Here is a 22,048-nt window from a genome sequence, read left to right as displayed (position 1 = left end):
GGTAGAACTGATCGAAGCCCTGGAACGGTCTACCAAGATGAAGCGGGCCCCTGCTGGTGCCCGTAGCACGGGCCTCCGGTTCGGAGCGTTCGTGCCCGCCGTGGGTGGCATGCGTGTCGAGATGCCTGGCGGGTCCCATTTCGTCTGGATCACCGAGGGTCGGCTGGACGAGGAAATCACCTTCGATGTCAAGCCGATGCCATCGATCCTGAAGGTGCTGCGCAGCCATGTCGGACGGCAGGAAAACGTTGGTATCTCAATCGGAGCCGAGATGGTAACCCTGAGTTGTGGAGGGACGAAGTTTTCGTTCCCTCGGAAATAGCAGATGAATACCGCCAATGCGTGAGCGTGAACCAGTCAGGAGATCGGTACCATGAAAATGAACAAGAAACCCTATCCGATTTCCACCCTGTGCGCCCGGCAGAAACAGATCGACCCGACGCCCGACTATCAGCGCCCACCGGCGTGGAGCCGGAAGCAGAAGCAACTTCTGATCGACTCGATCCTCCGGGAATACGATATCCCGAAGATGTATTGGCGGGCCGTCGAACGGGACGATGGCGTGAAGTTCGAGGTGATCGACGGGCAACAGCGGCTACGGGCGATCTGGGAGTTTCGGGACGGCGAGTACCCGCTCCCCAGGGATATTGATCCGATCCAGGGAATCGCCTGCGCTGGTCAACGCTATGATGATCTCGACATGGAGATCAGCATGGTTTTCGATTCCTATCCGGTCGATGTGGTTATCGTCGAGGATGCCGTTCAGACGGACGAAGAGGATGAGGTACGGGACATGTTCCTACGCCTCCAGAACGGAACAACGTTGAAAGCCCAGGAGAAGCGGAATGCGATGCCAGGGCAGATGCGGGACTTCGTGAAGGCCATCGCCGGGCATTCGTTCTTCGAAAGCTGCAAGTTCTCCAACTCCCGCTTCACGTTCGACCACGTCGCGTCCCAAATGATCTGCCTTGAGATGGCCGGTGGCCCCGCCAGCGTCAGGGATAGCGACCTGAACCGGATGTACCGGGACAACACCCAGTTCGACGCCAATGGGAAACTCGCCAAGAAGGTGCGTCGTGTGCTCGACTATCTGCATCGGTGCTTCCCCGAGAAGACACCGGAACTGGAACGCTACAATGCGATCACGCTCTACTGCCTGGCCTCGACCCTGATCGAGGGCTACGTTCACCAGGGGACGGAGGCTGGCCTTGCCGCATGGTTCATCGAGTTCGAAACCAATCGCAGGGCCAATGATGACCTGGAAGAGGAACAACGCGACCCCAGTTTGATCGAATACAAGCGGCTCACCAGCTACTCGACCGACGCCGAGGAATCGATACGGGGCCGGTTGGAGTATGTTGAGCGGTTGTTCTTCTCTGCCTTCCCGGACATTGAGCCGAAGGATGAGGTTCGATCCTTCTCACCCGAACAGCGGCTGGCCATTTTCCGCCGTGGCGGTGGCCTTTGCCAGATCGCAACCCACTGCGACGGTGGAAAACTGGGGTGGGGCGAATGGCATGCCGACCACATTGTTCCACATTCCAAGGGTGGGAAGACGGTCGTATCCAACGGACAGATTGCATGCCCGGCCTGCAATCAGGCCAAGGGCGGTGGATGAATGAGATGTTCATCGAGAGAGTGCTGAGAGGGTGATCTTCAGGTCTACAGGCACACGCATCCCAGATTTCTCGTGTTGATCAATGGGTATGACTACCCTGCTGGGGTCGCAATAGGTGCGGCCCCAAGAACGAGATATCGATTTTGTTGATAGCTTCATATCGTTTTTCCAGGCTGTGGCCTTCGCCATATTTGCCTGCCGTATCGCCGGGACCATGGCCAGTAAAGAAGTCATTCAGTTCCTTGTGTACCCCAGCGTTTCGAAGCATATCTTTCAACGTTCCCCGGAACGAATGAAGCGCCTTGCGATCATCGTCTCCAACTGCCGAGCGGATGAACGGCATCATTGCGCGAGATGCATTGTTCTGGGATTTGCCGTCTTGACCTTCGGGGTAGTCGAACAATCGCCCTTCGCTTCGTTCCGGCAATATCAGTTGCCGGTGAAGCGGAACATATCGTTGTGAGCCTGGTGTCTTAATGATCGCTTCCGTAAGATCGATATAGGTGATTTCACCCTGCTGTTTCACCTGTTTCCACCGAAGCAATGCGATCTCGTCCAACCTTGCTCCGGTCGTTGCCAGCAACGACATGCACAGACGTTCCTGAGCGGGTAGCTCTTGGGAAAAAATCTTGACTAGGTCTTCCGACGGGAATGGCTTCCATGGTCGTCCAGGGTACCCATAGTCCGATAGTCGAAGGTTTCGAAGGCTATGGTCATCTATAAGTCCGTGTTCTTCACACCAAGTCAGCATCGTACCCACGGCTCGAACACGTGAGCCGACAGTACTACTGGAGTAGCCGCTTTGATCGAGGTACCGGGCGTATTGGTATCCGTGTTTCTTCTTCAGTTGGTCGATCTGAAGGTCGCCTACCACCGAAATGAACTCCTTCAAGTGGCTCACAACGCCGTTCTTGGTCTTCTCCCGGTTCCATCTTCGGTTTTCAATGTACCTGGGCCATATTCTGGACATCCTTAGGGCGATGTTCTGCTTGGGAATTTCGGGTTTGGGCCGCCATGCCAAAAGAGGGTCAGGTGGTTCTACCACGTAATTGAACGTAACCTTTGGCTGGGGGTTTAGGCGCTCAAGCTCAGCATCAAATCCCGCATAGATTTCTTCGGTGATCCTGTGCTGCCGCCGCTCCGCTTCCTTTTTGTCCGTGGTTCCCGTGGAGCGCCTGATTTGTTTGTCTTTTCCCCTTTGAAGTTCTGGAGGTTTGGTAACCTGCACGTACCAGACTCCTCCCTTCGCCTTGAGCGGGACGAGTTTTGAGGGGTGGTAGTTCATGGATTTCCAAGCCAGGTAGGGTCCAAAATAGGGTCCGAAGTAGGGTTCTGGCGGTGGCCAGACCTTTGTTTTCTTACAATATTGGTGCGGAAGAGGTCAATGGAGGCGAGTACCGGAATCGAACCGGTGTACACGGATTTGCAATCCGCTGCGTCACCACTCCGCCAACTCGCCTCGGCAGGGCATAAGCCCTTGCGGTGTAGCGGCGATCTAGCATTGGCAAGCGTGAAGCGCAAGACCGCTGCCGTATTGATTTTGCGCCCGCTTCACTTTCATTCGCGCCCTGGTCGCCTGCATACGCTGCGGGTGCGCAGACCTCGCCGGTCCGCATGCGCGGTCTCTGCGTCAATTCTCGCCGGGCATTCGGGCCACCCAAGCCGGTTTTGCCGCGATGGGACGTTGCCGGGGCGGTATGGTTGTGGCAAAAGCCGGTAAGCGATCTACAAGTGAGCCAGACCATGACCGATTTCGCCACCCGCCGCCGCATGATGGTGGACAACCAGGTCCGCCCTTCGGACGTTACCAAGTTTCCCATCATCCAGGCGATGCTAAGCGTCCCGCGCGAGGTCTTCGTTCCCGATGCGCAGCGTGATGTGGCCTATGCCGATACGATGGTCGACCTGGGCGAAGGGCGTACGATGTTGGAGCCGCGAACGCTGGCAAAGATGCTCGATGCCGCTGCGATCGGCAGCGATGAGGTGGTTATGGATGTGGGTTCGGGGCTGGGCTATTCGGCGGCGCTTGCCGCGCGGATGGCAGAACTGGTTGTCGCCGTCGAAGAGGTCACGGAACTAGCCGAAGAGGCGCAGACTCTGCTGATGGATAGCGGTGCGGACAACGCCGTGCTGCATCAGGGTGTATTGGCTCAAGGCGCAGCCGAACATGGCCCTTATGACGTGATCCTGATCCAGGGTGGGGTTGAGCAGGTACCGGACGTGCTGACGGATCAACTGAAAGAAGGCGGGCGAATTGTCGCGGTTTTCATGGAAGGTGCCTTGGGTACGGTTCGGATCGGGCGCAAATCCGCCTCCGGACTGTCTTGGCGGCAGGCTTTCAACGCAACGGCCCCGGTCCTGCCGGGATTCGAGCGAGAACGCGCGTTCAGCCTTTGAGCAGGCGCGACGCAATGAGCACGCTTGCGTTTGCGGGTCTAAGAGCGTCTTCTGCGAGAGGGCAAAAACTGATTTGAGCATTTGGAGGCAGGAAAATATGTTGCGGACATTTACGGGACGACTGTCGAAGATGGCAGCGTTAGCTGCGAGTGTGGCAGTCCTCGCCACTGCTCCTCGGCCGGCGGTTGCAGACAATCTCGCCGATGCGTTGATCGGGGCCTATAATTCCAGTGGCCTTCTGGAACAGAACCGCGCATTGCTCAGGGCAGCAGACGAAGACGTTGCCATTGCCCTATCCGCTTTGCGGCCGATCGTTAACTGGACTGCCCGGATCCAAAGCGACTACACCAAATCCGGCAACGGACTGACTTCGACCAGCAGTTCGCCCGACACATTCTTTACCGGGTTGGAGTTGAACCAGCTGATCTATGACGGCGGTGCGGCGCGGCTGGGAAAGCAGGCGGCGCAGGAAACGGTACTGGCCACACGTCAATCGCTGGTACAGGTCGAACAACAAATTCTGCTGCGCGCTGTCACTGCCTATCTGAGCGTATTGCTGCAGGAGGAAGCAGTTGGTATCCGCCAGAACAACGTGCGTCTTCTCGGTGAGGAACTGCGTGCTTCGGAGGATCGGTTCGAAGTTGGTGAAGTCACCCGCACGGACGTCGCTTTGTCGCAGTCGCGTTTGGCCAACGCCCGGGCCAATCTGGCCGATGCCAATGGCGCACTGACAACCGCACATGCCGAATATATCAATGCGGTGGGGCGCCATCCAGGTCGCACCGCTGGACAGCCGTCGATGCCGGGGCTGCCTCGGAGCGAGGAGGATGCGGTGGCGCTGGCCTTGCGCAATCACCCCGCGTTGCTTTCGGCGCAGCATCAGGTGCGGGCGCTAGAACTGGGCGTCGAACAACAGCGGGCGAATCTTGGCCCCAACGTCCGCTTCCAGGCGGATCTCGGCCTGACCGACGATTTCGGAGGCAGCAATTTCAACGAATCCGCAACCGCGCGGATGATCTACTCGCAGCCGCTTTATGCCGGTGGGCGTTTAGCCGCCACTGTGCGTCGTATTATGGCGCAGCGCGATGCTTCGCGTGCCAACCTCCTGAATGTGCAGCGCGACGTTACCCAAGATGTGAGCGACGCCTATGTGCGCTATCAGACCGCCGATGCAAGCCTTACCGCTTCGGACGAGCGGGTGCGCGCCGCACAGGTCGCCTTCGACGGTATCCGCGAAGAAGCAACCTTGGGTGCTCGTACCACGCTGGACGTCCTGACCGCCGAGCAGGACCTGCTTGATGCGCAATTGGCCCGTGTTTCGGCCCGGACTGAACGCTCGCTGGCGGCCTATCAACTGCTGGCCTCGCAGGGCCTGCTGACCGCCGAACGGCTGGGCCTGGCCGTGCAAATCTATGACCCGACTCTCTATTACAACATGGTCAAGGACGCGCCTGCAGCGATCTCGAAACGTAGCCGCGATCTGGATCGTGTGCTCGAGGCACTGGGCAAGAAGTGACAATTCGCACCGTCTGTTGTCGGAGCAGCGGAATTTCGCTACACTCCTGGTCGAGGCCAAGAGTGGTAATACCAAATGTCTGATCCTGCAAAGAACGTAGAGATCGAAGATGTCCTGTCTTCGATCCGGCGGTTGGTAAGCGAAGAGGGGCGTGCAGCGGCGCGGCCCGAGGTGCCGTCGAGTGCTCCGAAACCGGGCAAGCTGGTGCTGACCCCGGCATTGAGGGTTGCGGAAACAGTCGAGCCGACCGAAAACGCAACTCTATCCGAGCCAGAAACGACTGTTGACCGGGCTGATCACGCACCTTGGACCGATCCAGAGGCGACCCTGTATTCAGCTGCCACCGCCGCGGGCCAAATGCCTGCCGAGGCAGGCACGGCTGAAGAGCCGGAGCCAGACGAAGAAGCGGCGCCGGACGCACTCGAGCCCGAGACACTGGCCGAGAATGCAGACCCAGAGATGGAGGCCCGCGGTTCCGAAGGTGGAAGCGTCTTCGAACTACCCGACGCCGAAGTGGCTGACCACCACCTGGAGACTGTGTTCCAGGAGACCGATGCGTTTTCCGTTGCAGAACAGGATAGCGGCGAAGATGTTCTGACCGAAGAGAGCCTGACTGCGCGGATCGAGGTCCTAGAAACCATGATCGGCCAGGCCGAGGAAGATTGGGAGCCAGATGGCCTGAGCGCGGATGCCTATTCGGGCACGAGCGTCGAGGCGATGACTTGGCAGGATCACGCCCCACAGGACGAGGATTTCGCTCCTGGTGTCCACGCCACTGCGGATCCTGAGGGGGATGTGGTAGAGGACTCGTCGATCCTGTCGCCAGACGAAGCGTTTCTGGATGAAGACAGCCTGCGCGAACTGGTGGCCGATATTGTGCGCGAGGAATTGCAGGGAGCCTTGGGGGAGCGAATCACTCGCAACGTGCGCAAGCTGGTCCGACGCGAGATCCACCGGGCGCTGACTGCACAGGAACTTGACTGATCAGCGCCGCTGAGGCGGTTCTGCCAGGGACAAGAGCATATCGAGGTCCATATGGGCCTCGATATGCTCAGCCAGCGCATCCAGCACCTGTTCGACCCCGTCCTCATAGCCCACAAGAGCCTCGTGTCCCAACTCGCCCAAATAGCGGGCGCGGAATGCGTCCGAGGCGAACAGCCCGTGCAGATAGCTGCCGCGAATGCGCCCGTTGGGCGAGGCGGCCCCTTCGGGCCTGCCGTCGATCTCAAGCCAGGCACGAGCGCAATCCGCACCATCGGTGCGACCGATATGGATTTCGTACCCGGTGACCGGTTCGCGGCCAGGCAGGGCGGTGGCATGGCGCAGGGTGACCTGCTTGTCGCCGGTCATCACCGTATGCACGTCGAGCAGGCCCAGCCCCTCGGTCCGGCCCGGACGCCCCTCGATCCCGTCGGGGTCGTCAATGCTATGCCCCAGCATCTGATAGCCGCCGCACAGGCCCAGCACATGCCCGCCACGCCGTACATGGGCGTAGAGGTCGATATCCCAGCCCTGGGCGCGGAAATAGGCCAGGTCGCCCACGGTGGACTTGCTGCCGGGTAACAGGACCAGATCGGCATCGCCGGGTAGGGGGCGGCCCGCCGGCACGATCTCCACATTGACCCCCGGCTCGGCCGCCAGCGGGTCTAGATCGTCGAAATTCGCCATCCGCTCCAGTTGTGGCACCACCACCTTGCAGGCGCCACCCGGGGCCGAGCGAATGTCCATCATGTCCTCGGCAGGCAGGCGCCAGGCGTCGTTGAACCAGGGCACCACGCCAAGGCAGGGCCAGCCGGTGCGCCGGGCGATATCGTCGCGGCCCTCGTCAAACAGCGTGATATCGCCCTTGAAGCGATTCACCGCAAAGCCGCGAATCTGGGCCAGGTCGCCCGGCTCCAGCACCGCCCGGGTGCCGACGATCTGGGCAATCACACCGCCGCGATGAATGTCGCCGACCAGCACCACGGGCACCCCCGCCGCGCAGGCAAAACCCATATTGGCAATGTCGCCCGCGCGCAGGTTGGTTTCGGCCGGGCTGCCGGCACCCTCGACCAGCACCAGATCGGCGTCGCCGCAAAGCCGGTCGAAACTTTCCAGAGCCTTCTCCAGCAGATGCGCCTTGTTCTTGCGGTAATCGCCCGCGCGCATGGTGCCCGCGCGCTTGCCCTGAACCACGATCTGGGCGCCGGTATCGGTCTCGGGTTTCAGCAGGATCGGGTTCATGTCGGTATGGGGCACCCGACGTGCGGCGCGGGCCTGAAGCGCCTGCGCGCGCCCGATCTCGCCACCGTTTTCGGTGGCGGCGGCATTGTTGGACATGTTCTGCGGCTTGAACGGCGCCACCCGCAGCCCGCGCCGCGTGAACGCGCGGGCCAGCCCCGCCACCAGCATCGACTTGCCGACATTGCTGCCGGTGCCCTGGATCATGATCGCCCGAACCATGCGCGGCCCTTTCCGTTTGGCTCAGATGACCCGATTCCGGGTCGGCTGGATAGTCCCCGCGCGGCAGGTCACGGGCGGGTTGCGGCGCGGATGAAAGCAACGATCACCTGCCCGCCAGCGGGCAACGAAACCGTGCCCGGCGTCGGGCAACAAAGCCGTGCCCGGCGTCGGGCAACAAAAAACGCGCCCGACAACAGGGCGCGTCTTTGCATGTGGCAAGGCCGGTCTCAGGCGGCTTCGGCCTGGGCGGCGTTGCGACGCTCGCTTTCCTCGCGCGACAGCGCGACCGAGGTGCGCACACCGCGCCCCACGAATTCCATCAGGCCGCGCACAACCCGCTCGTTCGGGTCGATGCCGGCACAGCTCAGCACTTCGCGCCCATCGCGCGACCGGGCCCAACGGGCGATCTGCTCGGGACCGTTGCCATATTTCTTGTCGTCGGCGATGGCATCGTCGAGTGCGGCCAACACAACGGCCGCGAAGAGTTTACGTGCACGGTTGCCTTGCTCGTTGTTAAAGGCGGTGCCGTCAACGAAATCTTTCATCTCGTCTTCCTTGTTGTTCTTGCTCTTGCAATTTTCGGCGTGGCGTTCCTTATGACGGATCGGGCACGATTCGGGTACCTTTAATTTGCATGGGTGTGCTGCAAATTTTGCATGGCTCGCTGCGGATGCAGCACTAGGTTTCGTTGTCTTGCCTGGGGCCGTCCCGCCAGATATAGGGGCGCAAATGGGTGCATCAACCGTCGTGTGAAGGAATTATGTCATGCCCAAGATCAACGGAAACGAAATTCGCCCCGGCAATGTGCTGGAGCATAATGGTGGGCTTTGGGCGGCTGTGAAAGTCGATCACGTCAAGCCCGGCAAGGGCGGTGCCTTTGCCCAGGTCGAGCTGCGCAACCTGCGCAACGGTTCGAAACTGAACGAACGCTTTCGCAGCGCCGACAAGGTCGAGCGCGTGCGTCTGGAGCAGAAGGATCAGCAATTTCTCTATGAATCCGATGGGATGCTGGTCTTTATGGATGCAGAGACTTATGAGCAGATCGAACTGCCCGCCGACCTACTGGGCGAGCGTCGCCCCTTCCTTCAGGACGGCATGACCATCCTGGTCGAGTTCTACGAGAGCGAGGCACTGAATGCCACGCTGCCGCAAAAGGTGACCTGCAAGATCGTCGAGACCGAGCCGGTGGTAAAGGGTCAGACCGCCGCCAACTCGTTCAAGCCCGCGCTGCTGGACAATGGGGTCAAGGTGATGGTGCCGCCCTTTATCGGGCAGGACGAAATGATCGTGGTGAACACCGAAACCATGGAATATTCCGAACGCGCGTGACGTCACGTCGTTTGCGCGATACGGGCCGTCCCAAGAGGGCGGCCCGCTGCTTTTTGGGGCTCATGCGCGCTCCGCGAACAACTCGCGCAGCAGTTCGAACTTGATCCGGTTGGCGCTGACCTGCCGGTAAAAGGCGATCAGAAAGGCGGTGGGGGCCTGAATGCGGCCCAGCCCGCTGACCGCCGCGACCACGGTACCCACATCCGTGCGTCCATGCAGCACCAGCCAGCCGCCCAGCATCAGCACCGCCACCGTACCGGCGCCGTTGATGGCGCTGATCACGAATTTGGTCGAGAGCTTCCACAGGAACATGTTGCGGCGAGTGGCATAGATCTCGTCAAAGGTCTGCTCGACCTCTGTGACCGCCGCGGCGATGTCCTCCTCGCTCAGCCGGTTGCCGGCGGCGCGCAACAGCTTCACCCGTCGCGCCACATACCGGTTCACCTGGCGTTGAGACAGCAGCACGATGGCGATCTGGGGCAGGATCATCAACAGGGCGATCAGGCCCAGACCCGGCTGAGTTGACGAGATATAGCCGATGACGCTGACCAGCGTTCCAATCTGCACCACCGGATCGGCAAAGGCGCCGCCTGCGAATTTGCCCAGCTCCTCGGCTTCGGCGCTGACAGCGGTGGTCAGCGTGCCCTGATGCAGGTTGTTCCCCCCTTCAGCAGCGCGGGTGACCAGACGCATGCGGATCAGGCGGATGACATGCTCACCCAGGGTGCCGGACAGGAAACCGGTCAGAAATTTCAGCACCAGACTGGCCAGGATGGCGACGCCCATACCGGCGCCCAGCAGGAACAGGTTTCCAGCGTCGATCGCCTCGTCGGTCAGCAGGTTGACGATGTTGCGCTGAAACTCCAGCGGCACCGCCGCCAGAGTGGCAATCGCCAGCGACAGCACGATCAGCATCACCTGCCGACGCCCGCTGACCCGCCAGATCGCGGCATAGAGTTGCAGCATGTCCCGTCCCTCGTGGTTTTGCGCCAACACTGCCTTGGCGCCGGGACAAGATCAATCAGAGCCTGCGCAAGTGTGCCTCTCCCGCCTGCATCTCGCCGCTTGCCCGGTCAAAGCGCAGGTAAGCGATGGCGCGGTCGCCCGCGCGGGTATGCAGCACGCCCACTGGTTTGCCATCGGCGGTGATCTCGGTGCCCGGTTCAGCGGGGCCGTCGATGGCGACGCGGGCCAGCCCCTTGCGCAGCTCGGTCTTGTGTTTCATGCGCGCGGTCACTTCCTGACCGACATAACACCCCTTGCGGAAATCGACGCCGTTCAGCGCCTCGAACCCGGATTCCAGAAGATAGCTGTCGGGGGTCAGTTCGATCCCGGTCTCGGGGACGCAATGGGCGACCCGGATTGCGTCCCAGTCACTGCCGTCATCGCTCTCGGGCGCTGCTGCATAAGAGCGCCAGCCGAGCGCCGGATGGCGCGGGTCGGGCAGGGCGCCCGCCGGGGCGGGACCGGTGCCGCGTTGCAGGTGCAGCCCGCTGTCGCTGATCTCGACTGCGGCGCGCAGCTTGTACATGCTCAGGCGCTTGAGGGTTGCGTCGGCGAGGCTCTCGGCGATGTCGAGCAGGACGCTGTCGCCATCGCGGCACAGAAAGAAATCGGCCAGATACTTGCCCTGCGGCGTCAGCAGCGCGGCATAGACCAGCCCCTGATCCAGCTTGCGGATGTCATTGCTGACCAGCCCCTGAAGGAAACTGTCGGTGTCGGCACCACTCAGGCGCAGGATACGGCGGCTGGGCATCTGGGGTCCTCGTCATCATGTTCGACCCCGTGATATAGGAGAAGCGCACCGCCTGACCAGAGGCCGCAGGAGACCGCCCGTGCCCGCACCGCTCAGCATCGTGATCCCGACCCTTCAGGCCGAAAGCGGCCTGCCGCGCCTGCTGGAGGCGCTGATCGAGGGGCTGCCAAGCGGCCTGATCCGCGAGGTGATCGCAAGCGATGGCGGCTCGCAGGACGCGACTTGTGCAATTGCCGAGGCGGCAGGCGCGCAGGTACTGATCGGCCCGCCCTCTCGCGGGGGGCAGTTGCGGCGCGGCTGCGACGCGGCGCGGGGCGACTGGCTGTTGGTGCTGCATGCCGACACGCTGCCCGATCCCGGCTGGGCCGAGGTGGTGGCGGATCACATCGCGGCCAGCGAGGATGTGGCCTGTTTCCGGCTTGCCTTTCGCGCCAGCGGTCTGGCGGCGGTCTGGGTGGCGGGCTGGGCCAATCTGCGCACGCGACTGTTTGGTCTGCCCTATGGCGATCAGGGGCTGCTGATACGGCGGCACGATTACGAGGCGGCGGGCGGCTATCCCGACCAGCCGCTGATGGAGGATGTGCATCTGGTGCGTGCGCTGGCCCGTGCGCCCGTGCTTTTGCCGCACCGGGCAGTAACCGGTGCCGAACGCTATCTGCACGGCGGCTGGCTGCGCCGGGGCACGCGCAACCTCTGGACGCTGATGCGCTATTTTGCGGGCACCGATCCCGAGGTTCTGGCCCGGGCTTACCGGAGATAGCACTTGCCCTCGCCGTGGTATGGGCAAGAATGCGATTACAACGCCGGGACCGGACGGGATGACTGAAACGGACAGGAAGTCAGAGGAACAGGCCGCGTGGGCGGCGCTGTTCGCGCGCGACCCGGACGGGGTGATCGCCTGTCCCGCCTGCGACCGGCTGCATGTGGCCACACCGGTGGCGCCGGGCCAGATCGCGCGCTGCACCCGCTGCCATTTCACCCTGATCGCGCCGCGCCGCGACACGCTGAACCGCACGCTGGCGCTGGCGCTCACTTCGGCGGTGCTGATGGTGGCGATGCTGGGCTTTCCCTTTCTGACCCTGTCGCGGCAGGGGCTGAGCCACGAGGTCTCTATCCTGGGCATGGTCACCGGGCTGGCCCATGGCTGGTACCTGCTGCTGGCGCTGGTGGTGGGGCTGTTCGTGATCGCCCTGCCGATGCTGAGGGCAGCGGCGCTGGTCTATGTGGTCTGGTCGCTGCGGCGTCCCCGGCTGGCGCCTGCCTCGCGCCGTATCTTCCGCCTGGCGGAGGCGGTGGCGCCCTGGGCGATGACCGAGGTGTTCATCATCGGGACCGGGGTGGCGCTGGTCAAGGTGGCGGGCCTGGCACGGGTCGATTTCGGCACCGCCTTCTGGCTCTTCTGCGTCATGGTTCTGGTGCTGGCGCTGAAGAACGCCTCGGTCTGCCGCTGGACCATCTGGGCGCTGATGCGCGAGAAAAGCCGATGACCCGCGCCGCCGACATGGGCTGGATCGGTTGCCACAACTGCGGCGCGGTGCACGCGCCCGGGCCGTCCCGCTGCCGGACCTGCGGTGCGGTGCTGCATGCACGCCTGCCCAACAGCCTGCAAAAGGTCTGGGCCTGGCTGTTGACCGGGGTGCTGTTCCTGATTCCCGCCAATCTCTATCCGCTGCTCAGCAACGAGATTTTCGGCCATGAAGAGGGGCATACCATCCTCGAAGGCATCGTTCTGTTTGCCCGCTCGGGTGATCTGTTGGTGGCCGGGGTGATCTTTCTGGCCAGTTTCGTGATCCCGGTGGTCAAGGTGGTGGTGATTGCGCTGTTGGCCTGGTCGGTGCATTTCGACTGGCAGATGGACCGGCGCAGGCGGCTGTTGCTTTATGAATTCGTCGAATTCATCGGTCGCTGGTCGATGATCGACGTGTTTGTGGTGGCGCTCTTGACCGGGTTGGTTCATCTGGGGGCGATCCTGTCGTTCCTGCCGGGATTGGGAGCGGTGTGTTTCGCCTTCTCCGTGATATGTACCATGCTGTCGGCGCAGGCCATGGACGCCAAATTGATTTGGGATGACGATCGGGATGAGTGACGCTCCGCAGCTGCGGCAACCGGATATCGAAACGCGCGTGGCGCGCGGCTGGCGCGGCCTGTCGCTGGTCTGGCTGGTGCCGGTCGCCGCCGTGGCCGGCGCGCTTGCGCTGGTCGGGCAGAACTATTCCAACCGCGACATTCCCATCCGGATCGAATTTGCCGATGCCACCGGGATCGAGGTCGACAAGACCGAGATCCGCTTTCGCGAGGTTTCGGTGGGCCGGGTCAGCGGCATGCGCTTCAGTGAGGATCTGAGCCGCGTGATCGTCGAGGCCGAGATCCACCGCGAACTGGAACGATATCTGGACAGCGATGCACGGTTCTGGCGGGTCACGGCCCGGGTGGGGCCGGGCGGTATCAGCGGGCTGAACACGCTGCTCTCGGGTGCCTATATCGCCGCCGACTGGGACGCGGTCGAGGGCGAGGCGGAACGTGATTTCGTCGCCGAGGCCGAGGCGCCCGCCGTGCCGCCGGGCACCAAGGGGCTGGCGGTGGTGCTGATCGCGCCCGACAGCGGCTCGGTCTCGGTGGGGGCGCCGATCCTGCACAAGGGCGTGCAGATGGGCAAGATCGCCGCCGTGCGCTATGACGCGCTCAGCGGCTCGGTCCTGTTGACCGGCTTCATCGAGGCGCCGCATGACAAGCTGATCAACTCGGCCACCCGATTCTGGAACGTGTCGGGCGCGGGGCTGGAACTGGGCGAGGGTGGCATCCAGCTCAAGGTCGACAGCCTTGCCTCGCTGTTGCAGGGAGGCATTGCCTTCGACACCGCCATCTCGGGTGGCAAGGCGTTGGGCAAGCGGCCGATCTTTGACCTTTATGCCACCGAAGAGTCTGCCCGGGACAGCCTGCTGGGTGACAGCCTGCAAGCCACCGTCGAGGTGATGTCGAGTTTCGAAGGGTCGGTGCGCGGGCTCAAGATCGGGTCCGAAGTGATGTTCCGGGGCGTAAAGGTCGGGCAGGTGCGTCATCTCTCGGCCGAGATCGACGAGAGTGCGGGGGGCAGGCCCGATATCCGCATGCAGGTCATCTATACGATCGAGCCGGGGCGACTGGGTCTGCACGATGTCTCGACACCCGACGATACCCTGTCGCTGCTGGCCACGATGGTCGAGCGCGGTGGCGTGCGGGCGCAGCTGATGCCGGCCTCGTTCTTCTCGGGCGGGCTGGTGGTGCAGTTGCAGGAAAACCCCGATGCGCCCGCCGCCACGCTGGATCGCGAGGCGACGCCCTTCCCGGTCATGCCCTCGTTGCCGACCCCGCCCGACACGCTGGCGGTGGCCTCGCAGAATGTGCTGGACCGGGTGGCGGCGCTGCCGGTCGAGGAACTGATGCAGCGCGCAATCGAGACACTGGAAAACGTCAACGTCATCTTGGCCGACGGCGATACCCGGCGGATCCCCGCCGATCTGCGCGACATGCTGGGCAATGTGAATGCGGTGGCGGGGTCGGAAAGCCTGCAGAAGCTGCCCGACGACCTGCGCCAGGCGCTGGCCTCGGTCAATGCAGTCCTGGCACGGTTCGAGGCGGAGGAGGGCGCGCAGAAACTGGTTTCCGCGCTTGAGGGGGTGCGGACCGCCGCGACCGGTATTTCGGCGGCCAGCGCCGAACTGCCCGCGCTGGTCCGGGATATCGACGCGCTGGTGGCCAAGGCGGATGCCTTGCCGCTGGAGGAGGTCGTGGCCTCGGCCGACCGGGTCCTGCAATCCGCCGATACGCTGTTGCGCAGTGAAGACGTGGAACGGGTGCCCGCCGCGCTGAACGCGGCGCTGGAGCAGGCCGAACAGACGCTGGTGTCGATCCGCGATGCCGCCGGGTCGGTCAACAACACGCTCACTACATTTGAAGAGAAACAGGTCGCCCAGACCCTGGTCGATGCGCTGGGCGATATGCGCACCGCTGCCGCCAATGTCGAAACCGCCAGCGCCGAGCTGCCGCAGCTGGTCGCCGATATCGACCGGCTGATCGAGACCGCCAATGCGCTGCCGCTGGCCGATGTGACTGCCTCGGCCGACCGGGTGCTGCAATCTGCCGACGCCTTCCTGCGCAACGAGGATATGGACAAGGTGCCCGGCGCGCTGGCCGGTGCGCTGGGAGAGGCCCAGCGCGCTCTGGAAGAGTTGCGGCAGGGCGGCGCGGTTGAAAACCTCAACCGAACGCTGGAAACCGCCAGCACGGCGGCGGACTCGGTTGCCCTGGCGGTGCAGACCCTGCCGGATCTTGCGGCGCGGCTCGACGCATTGGCCGACAGCGCCGAGGCGACCATCGGCGCCTATGGCCCCGGTTCGCCCGTCAACCGCGAGGTGCAGGCCGCCATCGGCGATCTGCGCGCCACCGTACGCTCGCTCAACGCGCTGGTTCAGGCGATCCGGCGCAAACCCAATTCCCTGCTCGTAGGACGCTGACCCATGAGACGACTGTTTGCCCTTGCTCTTCTGGCGCTGGCCGCTTGCGCCGGCCCCGAGGAACGCTATCTGCTGCCCGAGATCACCGGGGTCGAGACCTATCGCAGCAGCGCCCGTACCATCCAGGTGACGCGCATGGACCTGCCCGCCTATGTCAGCGACAGCGAAATCACGCTGTTGGGCGAGGATGGCGTGTTGCGGCCCACCAAGACCGGGTTCTGGGCGGATGAGCCCGAACGAGCCCTGACCGAGATGCTGGCGGCGGGGCTGGATCAGGCGCTGACCGCCTCGGTCGCCGCCGATCCCTGGCCGTTCGAGGGGCTGGCCGATATCCAGGTCGCGGTCAAGGTGCACCGCCTGTCGGGCGTGCCGGGGCAGGCGCTGGCCTTTTCCGGGCAGTATTTCCTGACCTCACCCGCGCATGGCAATCTGGAGCGCGCCCGGCGGTTTTCCTATTCGGTGCCGATGAACGAGGCCACGATCCCCGCCTTTGCCGCCGCCCAGACCGAGGCACTGCGCCTGTTGGTCAATGAGATCGCGAAAACCATTGCACGGGGCTAGCGCAGCTCGACGATGGATTTGCCCAGCCGGAAAGGCGCGGCAAAGCTGACCAGGCACAGTGCCAGCACCTGCACCAGCAGGATATGGGCATTGGCCTGTAGATACTCCCATTCCGATTTGAGCTTGCCGATCTGCGCGATCAGGTCCTCATAGGCGCGCGCGAGGATCTGGAAATCGCCCGCGATCAGCGGAACCTTGCGGCGCATCGCCTCGAGCGCCATCTCGGTCGGGGCATCGAGCGTGGTAAAGACCAGGAACTCGTCGACGGCAAAGGACTCGACCTGATCGGACATGTCGCGCATGCCGGGACTGCCGAACAGCAGGTGCAGACCGGCCAGCGGCGCCACCTCGCCGGTGACAGCGATGAAAAGCGGCAGATCGGCATTGCTGGCGGTCGAGGCAGACAGAAACTCGACCTTCTCGCACAGGACGGCGATGTCGTCGTCATAGGCCGGGTCGCAGAATCGCAGCCGGAAGCGCGCCGCGTCGCGGTCGAATGCGGCGGTGGCGGCATAGGCGATGTCGATCTGGCGGTCGAGGCGCGAGTGATCGGCCTTGTACAGCCCCGCCAGCACCGCCACCAGCGCGCCAACACCGCCCAGTACGACCCAGACCAGATCGGCGATTTTCCACGCCCGATGCCCTGCGGGCTTGTACAACAGCAACCAGCCCGTGCCCAAACAGCCGGCAAGAAAACAGAACAGGATCAGTGGCAGTTGGTTATCTGTGAGGACGTTCATGCACCGAAGTTAGGGTAAGCACCTGCGATCCTGCAATGGCAGCGCAGTATTCTTGTGAATAGCTGTGAGACGGGCGGCGATACCTCTCGCCAGGCGGAACCCTTGTAGCGGCAGGACGGGCTTTTGCCGGTTGTGTAGAGTCTAGGCGCGGTTACAGTCATGGACGACAGATCTGACGTCAGGAGAGCCATGACCTTGTTTAACGATCTCGCGCGCCGGTTCTTTCCGGCCATTCCCAGTGTCGACTCCGCATATGGGATCAAGCTGGCAGAGAACACCGGGGACTGGACATACAAGTTTTATGTCAGAGGATCGTACGGGTTCTATTTCTCGGATTATCTGAAATCGGTGGACGAGCCTTTTGTCTTTCTCGATATCGGTGCGAACCAGGGTCTTTATGCGGTGATAGCCGCGCTCAACCCCAATTGCAGGAAAGTGCATGCCTTCGAACCGGTTGCGGATACGGCGGTCTTTCTCAAGCGCAATCTGCGCCTGAACCGGTGCCGATCCGTTCGGGTGCATCGTGCGGCGGTATCCGATCACGTGGGAACGGCGCAGATCACGCTGAGACAGGATCATTCCGGCGCGGCCTCTCTCGAAGGTATGAATGGCCGCAAGCTCGACGAACCCGGCCGGGTGATCGAGATAAAGACCCTGTCAGCGGCAGAGCTGCAAAGAAAGATCGGTACGCCCAGGGCCCGCGTGATCGTCAAGATCGACGTCGAGGGGCACGAAGAGGTGGTGCTGGCGCAACTGATGCAATGCGCCTTTTTCGACCGGGTTACCGACCTGTTCTATGAGTGCAACGAAAGCTGGATTTCGCCACAACGGATCGAGACGTCGTTGCGCGCGCGTGGCTTTACGCGCTTCGACCGGCAGGGTGAGGGCACGCATTACGACATTCACGTCCGGCGCTGATAGACCGGCGCAATGGCCCCGGCTGTCGGGAGATTGTCCAGATCAGCCGAGGGGGCGGGTTGGACCCCGCCCCCCTGTTGCTAAAGACCGAGGGGGAAACGGGAGGTTACTTGCCCTTGGCGCGGGGGGCGACGGGGGCGGGTTTCGCCAATCCGGCAGTGGCCAGCACCTTGGGCTTTTCCTTCTTCGGTTTCTTGGCCTCGCGGTTGCCGCGATTCTTTTCCTTGGACATGGGTTTTCTCCTGACGGGTCCGGCGGGCACCATGCCTGCCGAGAGGGGTAGCTTGGCCGTTGCTCTGGGTGTCAGGGTTGCCTGACCCAAAGGGGTCAGGGCGATGAGACTTTCGACGCAGCAGGGGCGCGGGGCCTTGCGGTCAACCGCCGCCTGCATGGGAGAATCTATGCTTGGGTTTGGGGTGCCGCAAGAGGGGTGACGGGTGATGGGGGCGGTATTTTTATGGGGATGTGTGGGCGGTGGGCAGGACTGCCCACCCTACTTGAGACGTTCTCCAATATAAAACAAAGGCTTGGCATCAGTTTCTTTTAACTACCCGAAAGCGTATTGATTCTTTTAATGCATTCAGGTCTGAAACATCAAGTTGATGGTGTATAACTCGATGGCAAGTCGGGCAAAGGACCAAGAAATCATCTGGAATTTTGTAGCGCCGACTTTCGCCCTCTGCCAACTCTCTAATTGGTTTGCAGTGATGCACTTCCAGGGGCGTGTTTTTGAATGGTCCCTTGTAACCATAGTGCTCAAGAGGGTCTAGGCCGCAACCTTCGCAAATGACTCCTCGACGTTCCAAGACAGATACGCGTACGTTTCCTGCCCTTTCAATGCGCCTAGAAAGTATATAGGATCTTGTTTCTTGAATATCAGTGGTTCCAGATTCCTCCATCATTGCGTCAATAGGGGTCCGTCCTCCACGGTCAACCAAAGCTTTGTAGGCGGAAAGCATTGTTTCGAAATCACGATAAAAACGGTTTGGATCAATATGACCTGCTCGATAGCGGCGTCCAAATGCATGACCGGCTTCGTATCCGGCTGGAAGCTTATCGACTGATCCTAAATCAATGCTATCCAATTCGAATTTCTTGGAGTATTCTGGAACTCTTTCCGCCAAATCAATTGCTCTTCGCTTTAGAATTTCGCGCCCCTTTTCGTTTTCGCCAAATTCTCGATATACTTCAGTGGTGCCCTGATTAAGGGATAAGATTATTTCTTCAGTTTGCGCGTTGATTAAATAAGCGACATAAAATCCAGTTGTTGCAGAAGTGGTAATCAAAGGGTCAAAGAAAGCCAGCCACGGAACTGCAGCCCAATTTCCGGTGCCAACACTTGATCTAACTTTCAAATCATAAGGGAGGAAAATGAGCCTTTTCTTGGCTTCTAGTGCGATATCATGTCTTACATAGTTTCCGAACTCGCTTCCTGCAAAGTGCTTTCCTCTTTCAAACACATACTCACGAGCGAGTCGTGACAGCATCTCGTGAAGCATAAAGCCTCCTAAACATCCAACTCCTCCACGAACCGCGCGTTCTCCTGGATATACTGGAACCGCAATTCGGGTTTCTTGCCCATCAGCCGTTCCACCAGGTCGCCGGTCTCGCCGGGTTCGTCCTCGTCTATGGTGACGCGGATCAGCTTGCGGGTCTCGGGGTTCATGGTGGTGTCTTTCAGGTCCTTGGCGTCCATTTCGCCCAGACCCTTGAAGCGCGAGACGTCGATCTTGCCCTTGCCGCCCAGACCCTTGGCCAGCCATTCGTCGCGTTCGGCCTCGTCCAGGCAATAGACCCGTTTGGCGCCCTGGGTCAGGCGGTAGAGCGGCGGGCAGGCCAGATAGAGGTGCCCCGCGTCGATCATCGGCCGCATCTGGGTGTAGAAGAAGGTCATCAACAGCGAGGCGATATGCGCGCCGTCCACATCGGCGTCGGTCATGATGATGATCTTGTCATAGCGCAGGTCGTCGACGTTGAACCGTGTCCCCAGCCCGACCCCCAGCGCCTGGGTCAGGTCGCTGATCTCCTGGTTGGAGCCGAGTTTCGACGAGGCCGCGCCCAGAACGTTCAGGATCTTGCCCCTGAGCGGCAGCAGCGCCTGTGTCTTGCGGTCGCGCGCCATCTTGGCCGAGCCGCCGGCGCTGTCGCCTTCGACGATGAACAGTTCCGTGCCCTCGCGCGCGGTGGCGGAGCAATCGACCAGCTTGCCGGGCAGGCGCAGTTTCTTGGTGGCCGATTTGCGCTGGGTTTCCTTTTCCTGACGGCGGCGGATGCGTTCCTCGGCGCGGAGCACGAGGAAGTCGAGGATGGCGCCCGCGGATTTGGTATCGGCGGCGAGCCAGTTGTCGAAATGGTCGCGCACGGCGCCTTCGACCAGGCGCTGCGCCTCGACGGTGGCGAGGCGGTCCTTGGTCTGGCCCACGAATTCCGGCTCGCGGATGAAGCAGGAGACCAGCGCGCAGCCGCCTGTCAGCAGATCCTCGCGGGTGATCTGGGCGGCCTTCTTGTTGTTGATGAGCTCGCCATAGGCGCGGATGCCCTTGAGGATGGCGGACCAGAACCCGGCCTCATGCGTGCCGCCCTCGGGCGTGGGGACGGTGTTACAATAGGACTGGATGAAACCGTCGCGCGAGGGCGTCCAGTTAATCGCCCATTCGACCTTGCCGGGGGTGTTGAATTTCTCGGTGAAGTCGACGGTGCCGGCAAAGGGCTGCTCGGCATAGGTCGAGGCGCTGCCCAGCGTCTCCTTGAGGTAGTCGGCCAGGCCGCCGGGGAAGTGAAAGGTGGCCTCAAGCGGCGTTTCGCCATCGTCGATGGCCGATTTCCAGCGAATCTCGACGCCCGAGAAGAGATAGGCCTTGGAGCGGATGGATTTGAACAGGCGCCCGGGCTTGAACCTGTGGTGGCCGAAGATCTCTTCGTCGGCGTGGAAGGTGACGGTGGTGCCGCGCCGGTTGGGGGCGGCGCCGATCTGTTCCACGGGTCCGAGGGGGAGGCCGCGCGAGAAGCGCTGCTCATAAAGCTGCTTGTCGCGGGCCACCTGCACGACCATGGAATCCGAGAGCGCATTGACGACCGAGGCGCCGACACCGTGCAGGCCGCCCGAGGTCTGATAGGCCTTGCCAGAGAACTTGCCGCCCGCGTGCAGGGTGCAGAGAATGACCTCGAGCGCTGATTTTCCTGGGAATTTCGGGTGCGGGTCGACCGGGATGCCGCGGCCGTTGTCCCGCACGGTGAGCGCGTAATCGGCGTGCAGTTCCACCTCGATCCGGTTGGCGAACCCGGCCACCGCCTCGTCCATCGAGTTGTCGAGGATTTCGGCCACCATGTGATGCAGCGCGCGCTCGTCGGTGCCGCCGATATACATGCCGGGACGTTTGCGAACGGGTTCCAGCCCTTCGAGCACCTCGATCGAGGAGGCGTCGTAGGTGGCGGTGTTGGCTCCGCTGAGAAGATCTTCGGGCATGGGGCTGCTCATGTTCTTGGGTTGGCCTGCATTATGGCAGGTGATGTGGTCGGGGGAAAGAGGGACGCTAAGGGTTGTGGACAACTCCGCGCTTGTCTTTGTGTCGGGGCTGCGCTCCTCTGTTGGGAAGCGATACGAAGGGAATGCGCGCATGAGCTGGATAAGAACCATCCCCTTTACAGAGGCGACGGGCAAGCTGCGCCGACTCTATGACCGCGTGACCGGGCCGGGGGGCAATGTGGACAATATCATGATGGTGCATTCGCTCAGGCCTCACTCGATGGAAGGGCATATGGCGCTGTATGAGAATGTGCTGCACCACACGGGCAACAGCATTCCCAAGTGGTTTCTCGAAGTGCTAGGCGTCTGGGTCAGTTCACTGAATGGCTGCGTTTACTGTGTCGAGCATCATTTCGCAGGGTTGGTACGGCTTTTGAGCGACCCGGCTCGCAGCGATGCGATCCGGGCGGCGATCGAGGCGGGGGCGCCCGAACAAGCGCCGCTTGAGGCGCGCGAGAGGGCCGCGATGGTCTACGTGCGCAAGCTGACCGAGGCACCGGCGGACATGTTCGAGGCTGATGTCGCGGCTCTGCGCGCGGCAGGCTGGGACGATGGCGAGATCCTCGAAATAAACCAGGTCTGCGCCTATTTCGCTTATGCCAACCGGACGGTGCTGGGGCTGGGCTGTTCGACCGCGGGCGATGTTCTGGGGCTGTCGCCGGGCAATTCCGAAGATCCCGACGACTGGGGGCACCGCTAGGGGGCGCTGCCCCCCGGTGCAAAATTCGCAGAATTTTGTCACCTCCCCCGGA

At 62.1% G+C, this 22,048-nt stretch carries 22 protein-coding genes and 1 tRNA gene; 13 read left to right on the top strand and 10 right to left on the bottom strand.

The genetic code is table 11. The annotated features are described in order from the left end of the window. Positions 1–37 precede the first annotated feature (37 nt). Positions 38–322, top strand: coding sequence for a hypothetical protein (locus AC2FNY_RS08130; RefSeq protein ID WP_496802144.1), 285 nt, complete (start codon positions 38–40; stop codon positions 320–322). A 51-nt stretch (positions 323–373) separates the two neighbouring features. Then, positions 374–1,618 (top strand): HNH endonuclease family protein, encoded by a 1,245-nt coding sequence (locus tag AC2FNY_RS08125; RefSeq protein WP_496802143.1) that lies wholly within the window; start codon positions 374–376, stop codon positions 1,616–1,618. Positions 1,619–1,697: 79 nt separating this feature from the next. Here AC2FNY_RS08125 and AC2FNY_RS08120 read toward each other — a convergent pair whose 3' ends face one another. Then, positions 1,698–2,903, bottom strand: a complete 1,206-nt coding sequence (locus AC2FNY_RS08120; protein ID WP_496802142.1) for a DUF6538 domain-containing protein — start codon at positions 2,901–2,903, stop codon at positions 1,698–1,700. Between the two features lie 100 nt (positions 2,904–3,003). Then, a tRNA-Cys gene (locus AC2FNY_RS08115) sits at positions 3,004–3,077 on the bottom strand. Positions 3,078–3,361: 284 nt separating this feature from the next. Here AC2FNY_RS08115 and AC2FNY_RS08110 point away from each other — a divergent pair. From AC2FNY_RS08110 to AC2FNY_RS08100, 3 genes are all read left to right on the top strand, one after another. After that, positions 3,362–4,015, top strand: a complete 654-nt coding sequence (locus AC2FNY_RS08110; protein WP_234137734.1) for a protein-L-isoaspartate O-methyltransferase family protein — start codon at positions 3,362–3,364, stop codon at positions 4,013–4,015. 97 nt (positions 4,016–4,112) lie between these two features. After that, positions 4,113–5,531 (top strand): TolC family outer membrane protein, encoded by a 1,419-nt coding sequence (locus AC2FNY_RS08105; RefSeq protein WP_496802141.1) that lies wholly within the window; start codon positions 4,113–4,115, stop codon positions 5,529–5,531. Between the two features lie 75 nt (positions 5,532–5,606). Continuing rightward, entirely contained in the window at positions 5,607–6,515 is a 909-nt protein-coding gene (locus AC2FNY_RS08100; RefSeq protein ID WP_496802140.1) for a hypothetical protein, read from the top strand. On the opposite strand, the gene AC2FNY_RS08095 is transcribed toward AC2FNY_RS08100, so the two are convergent. Together AC2FNY_RS08095 and AC2FNY_RS08090 are read right to left on the bottom strand one after the other, a co-directional pair. Next, a complete protein-coding gene (locus AC2FNY_RS08095) occupies positions 6,516–7,973 on the bottom strand; it encodes a cobyric acid synthase (protein WP_496802139.1) in 1,458 nt (485 codons plus the stop codon). A gap of 227 nt (positions 7,974–8,200) precedes the next feature. Further along, the gene (locus AC2FNY_RS08090) at positions 8,201–8,518 is read right to left on the bottom strand and encodes a DUF6280 family protein (RefSeq protein ID WP_044028028.1); all 318 of its coding nucleotides are present in this window, start codon (positions 8,516–8,518) and stop codon (positions 8,201–8,203) included. Between the two features lie 220 nt (positions 8,519–8,738). On the opposite strand from AC2FNY_RS08090, the gene efp reads away from it, so the two are divergent. Then, positions 8,739–9,302 carry an elongation factor P gene (gene efp / locus AC2FNY_RS08085; RefSeq protein ID WP_234137738.1) on the top strand — a complete coding sequence of 188 codons (564 nt, stop codon included), beginning with the start codon at positions 8,739–8,741 and terminating at the stop codon, positions 9,300–9,302. Between the two features lie 60 nt (positions 9,303–9,362). On the opposite strand, the gene AC2FNY_RS08080 is transcribed toward efp, so the two are convergent. Beyond that, positions 9,363–10,268: an ABC transporter transmembrane domain-containing protein gene (locus AC2FNY_RS08080; RefSeq protein WP_234177164.1), complete on the bottom strand. Its 906-nt coding sequence runs from the start codon at positions 10,266–10,268 to the stop codon at positions 9,363–9,365. A 55-nt stretch (positions 10,269–10,323) separates the two neighbouring features. Further along, positions 10,324–11,058, bottom strand: a complete 735-nt coding sequence (gene ygfZ, locus AC2FNY_RS08075) for a CAF17-like 4Fe-4S cluster assembly/insertion protein YgfZ (RefSeq protein ID WP_496802138.1) — start codon at positions 11,056–11,058, stop codon at positions 10,324–10,326. 79 nt (positions 11,059–11,137) lie between these two features. Here ygfZ and AC2FNY_RS08070 point away from each other — a divergent pair, with 79 nt between their 5' ends. The 5 genes from AC2FNY_RS08070 to AC2FNY_RS08050 are packed head-to-tail and all read left to right on the top strand — an operon-like array spanning position 11,138 to position 16,112. Further along, the gene (locus tag AC2FNY_RS08070; protein ID WP_496802137.1) at positions 11,138–11,818 is read left to right on the top strand and encodes a TIGR04283 family arsenosugar biosynthesis glycosyltransferase; all 681 of its coding nucleotides are present in this window, start codon (positions 11,138–11,140) and stop codon (positions 11,816–11,818) included. Between the two features lie 58 nt (positions 11,819–11,876). Next, the gene (locus tag AC2FNY_RS08065; protein WP_496802136.1) at positions 11,877–12,545 is read left to right on the top strand and encodes a paraquat-inducible protein A; all 669 of its coding nucleotides are present in this window, start codon (positions 11,877–11,879) and stop codon (positions 12,543–12,545) included. Beyond that, complete coding sequence (locus AC2FNY_RS08060) at positions 12,542–13,144, top strand: paraquat-inducible protein A (protein WP_234143384.1); 603 nt, start codon at positions 12,542–12,544, stop codon at positions 13,142–13,144. The genes AC2FNY_RS08065 and AC2FNY_RS08060 overlap by 4 nt, the downstream gene beginning before the upstream one ends. Next, complete coding sequence (locus AC2FNY_RS08055) at positions 13,137–15,551, top strand: MlaD family protein (RefSeq protein ID WP_496802135.1); 2,415 nt, start codon at positions 13,137–13,139, stop codon at positions 15,549–15,551. The genes AC2FNY_RS08060 and AC2FNY_RS08055 overlap by 8 nt, the downstream gene beginning before the upstream one ends. Positions 15,552–15,554: 3 nt before the next feature. Continuing rightward, positions 15,555–16,112 carry a PqiC family protein gene (locus AC2FNY_RS08050; RefSeq protein ID WP_234137745.1) on the top strand — a complete coding sequence of 186 codons (558 nt, stop codon included), beginning with the start codon at positions 15,555–15,557 and terminating at the stop codon, positions 16,110–16,112. Here the strand turns inward: AC2FNY_RS08050 and AC2FNY_RS08045 are convergent. Further along, the gene (locus AC2FNY_RS08045; RefSeq protein ID WP_496802134.1) at positions 16,109–16,852 is read right to left on the bottom strand and encodes a hypothetical protein; all 744 of its coding nucleotides are present in this window, start codon (positions 16,850–16,852) and stop codon (positions 16,109–16,111) included. The two genes, AC2FNY_RS08050 and AC2FNY_RS08045, sit on opposite strands and share 4 nt — an antisense overlap. Positions 16,853–17,041: 189 nt before the next feature. On the opposite strand from AC2FNY_RS08045, the gene AC2FNY_RS08040 reads away from it, so the two are divergent. Beyond that, positions 17,042–17,770 (top strand): FkbM family methyltransferase, encoded by a 729-nt coding sequence (locus AC2FNY_RS08040; RefSeq protein ID WP_234137747.1) that lies wholly within the window; start codon positions 17,042–17,044, stop codon positions 17,768–17,770. Between the two features lie 106 nt (positions 17,771–17,876). Here the strand turns inward: AC2FNY_RS08040 and AC2FNY_RS08035 are convergent, their stop codons facing one another. The 3 genes from AC2FNY_RS08035 to parE form a co-directional block, all read right to left on the bottom strand. Continuing rightward, entirely contained in the window at positions 17,877–18,002 is a 126-nt protein-coding gene (locus tag AC2FNY_RS08035) for a hypothetical protein (protein ID WP_255700019.1), read from the bottom strand. A 301-nt stretch (positions 18,003–18,303) separates the two neighbouring features. Further along, positions 18,304–19,269, bottom strand: coding sequence for an MrcB family domain-containing protein (locus tag AC2FNY_RS08030; protein WP_496802133.1), 966 nt, complete (start codon positions 19,267–19,269; stop codon positions 18,304–18,306). A gap of 8 nt (positions 19,270–19,277) precedes the next feature. Continuing rightward, entirely contained in the window at positions 19,278–21,236 is a 1,959-nt protein-coding gene (gene parE / locus AC2FNY_RS08025; RefSeq protein ID WP_496802132.1) for a DNA topoisomerase IV subunit B, read from the bottom strand. Between the two features lie 151 nt (positions 21,237–21,387). Between parE and AC2FNY_RS08020 the strand changes: the two genes are divergently transcribed. Continuing rightward, positions 21,388–21,996 (top strand): carboxymuconolactone decarboxylase family protein, encoded by a 609-nt coding sequence (locus AC2FNY_RS08020; protein WP_496802131.1) that lies wholly within the window; start codon positions 21,388–21,390, stop codon positions 21,994–21,996. Positions 21,997–22,048 lie beyond the last annotated feature (52 nt).

The organism is Ruegeria sp. BHSC223, assembly GCF_059613025.1.
Note: the sequence above shows the minus strand (reverse complement) of the source record. Positions and strands in the feature narration are given on the sequence as shown.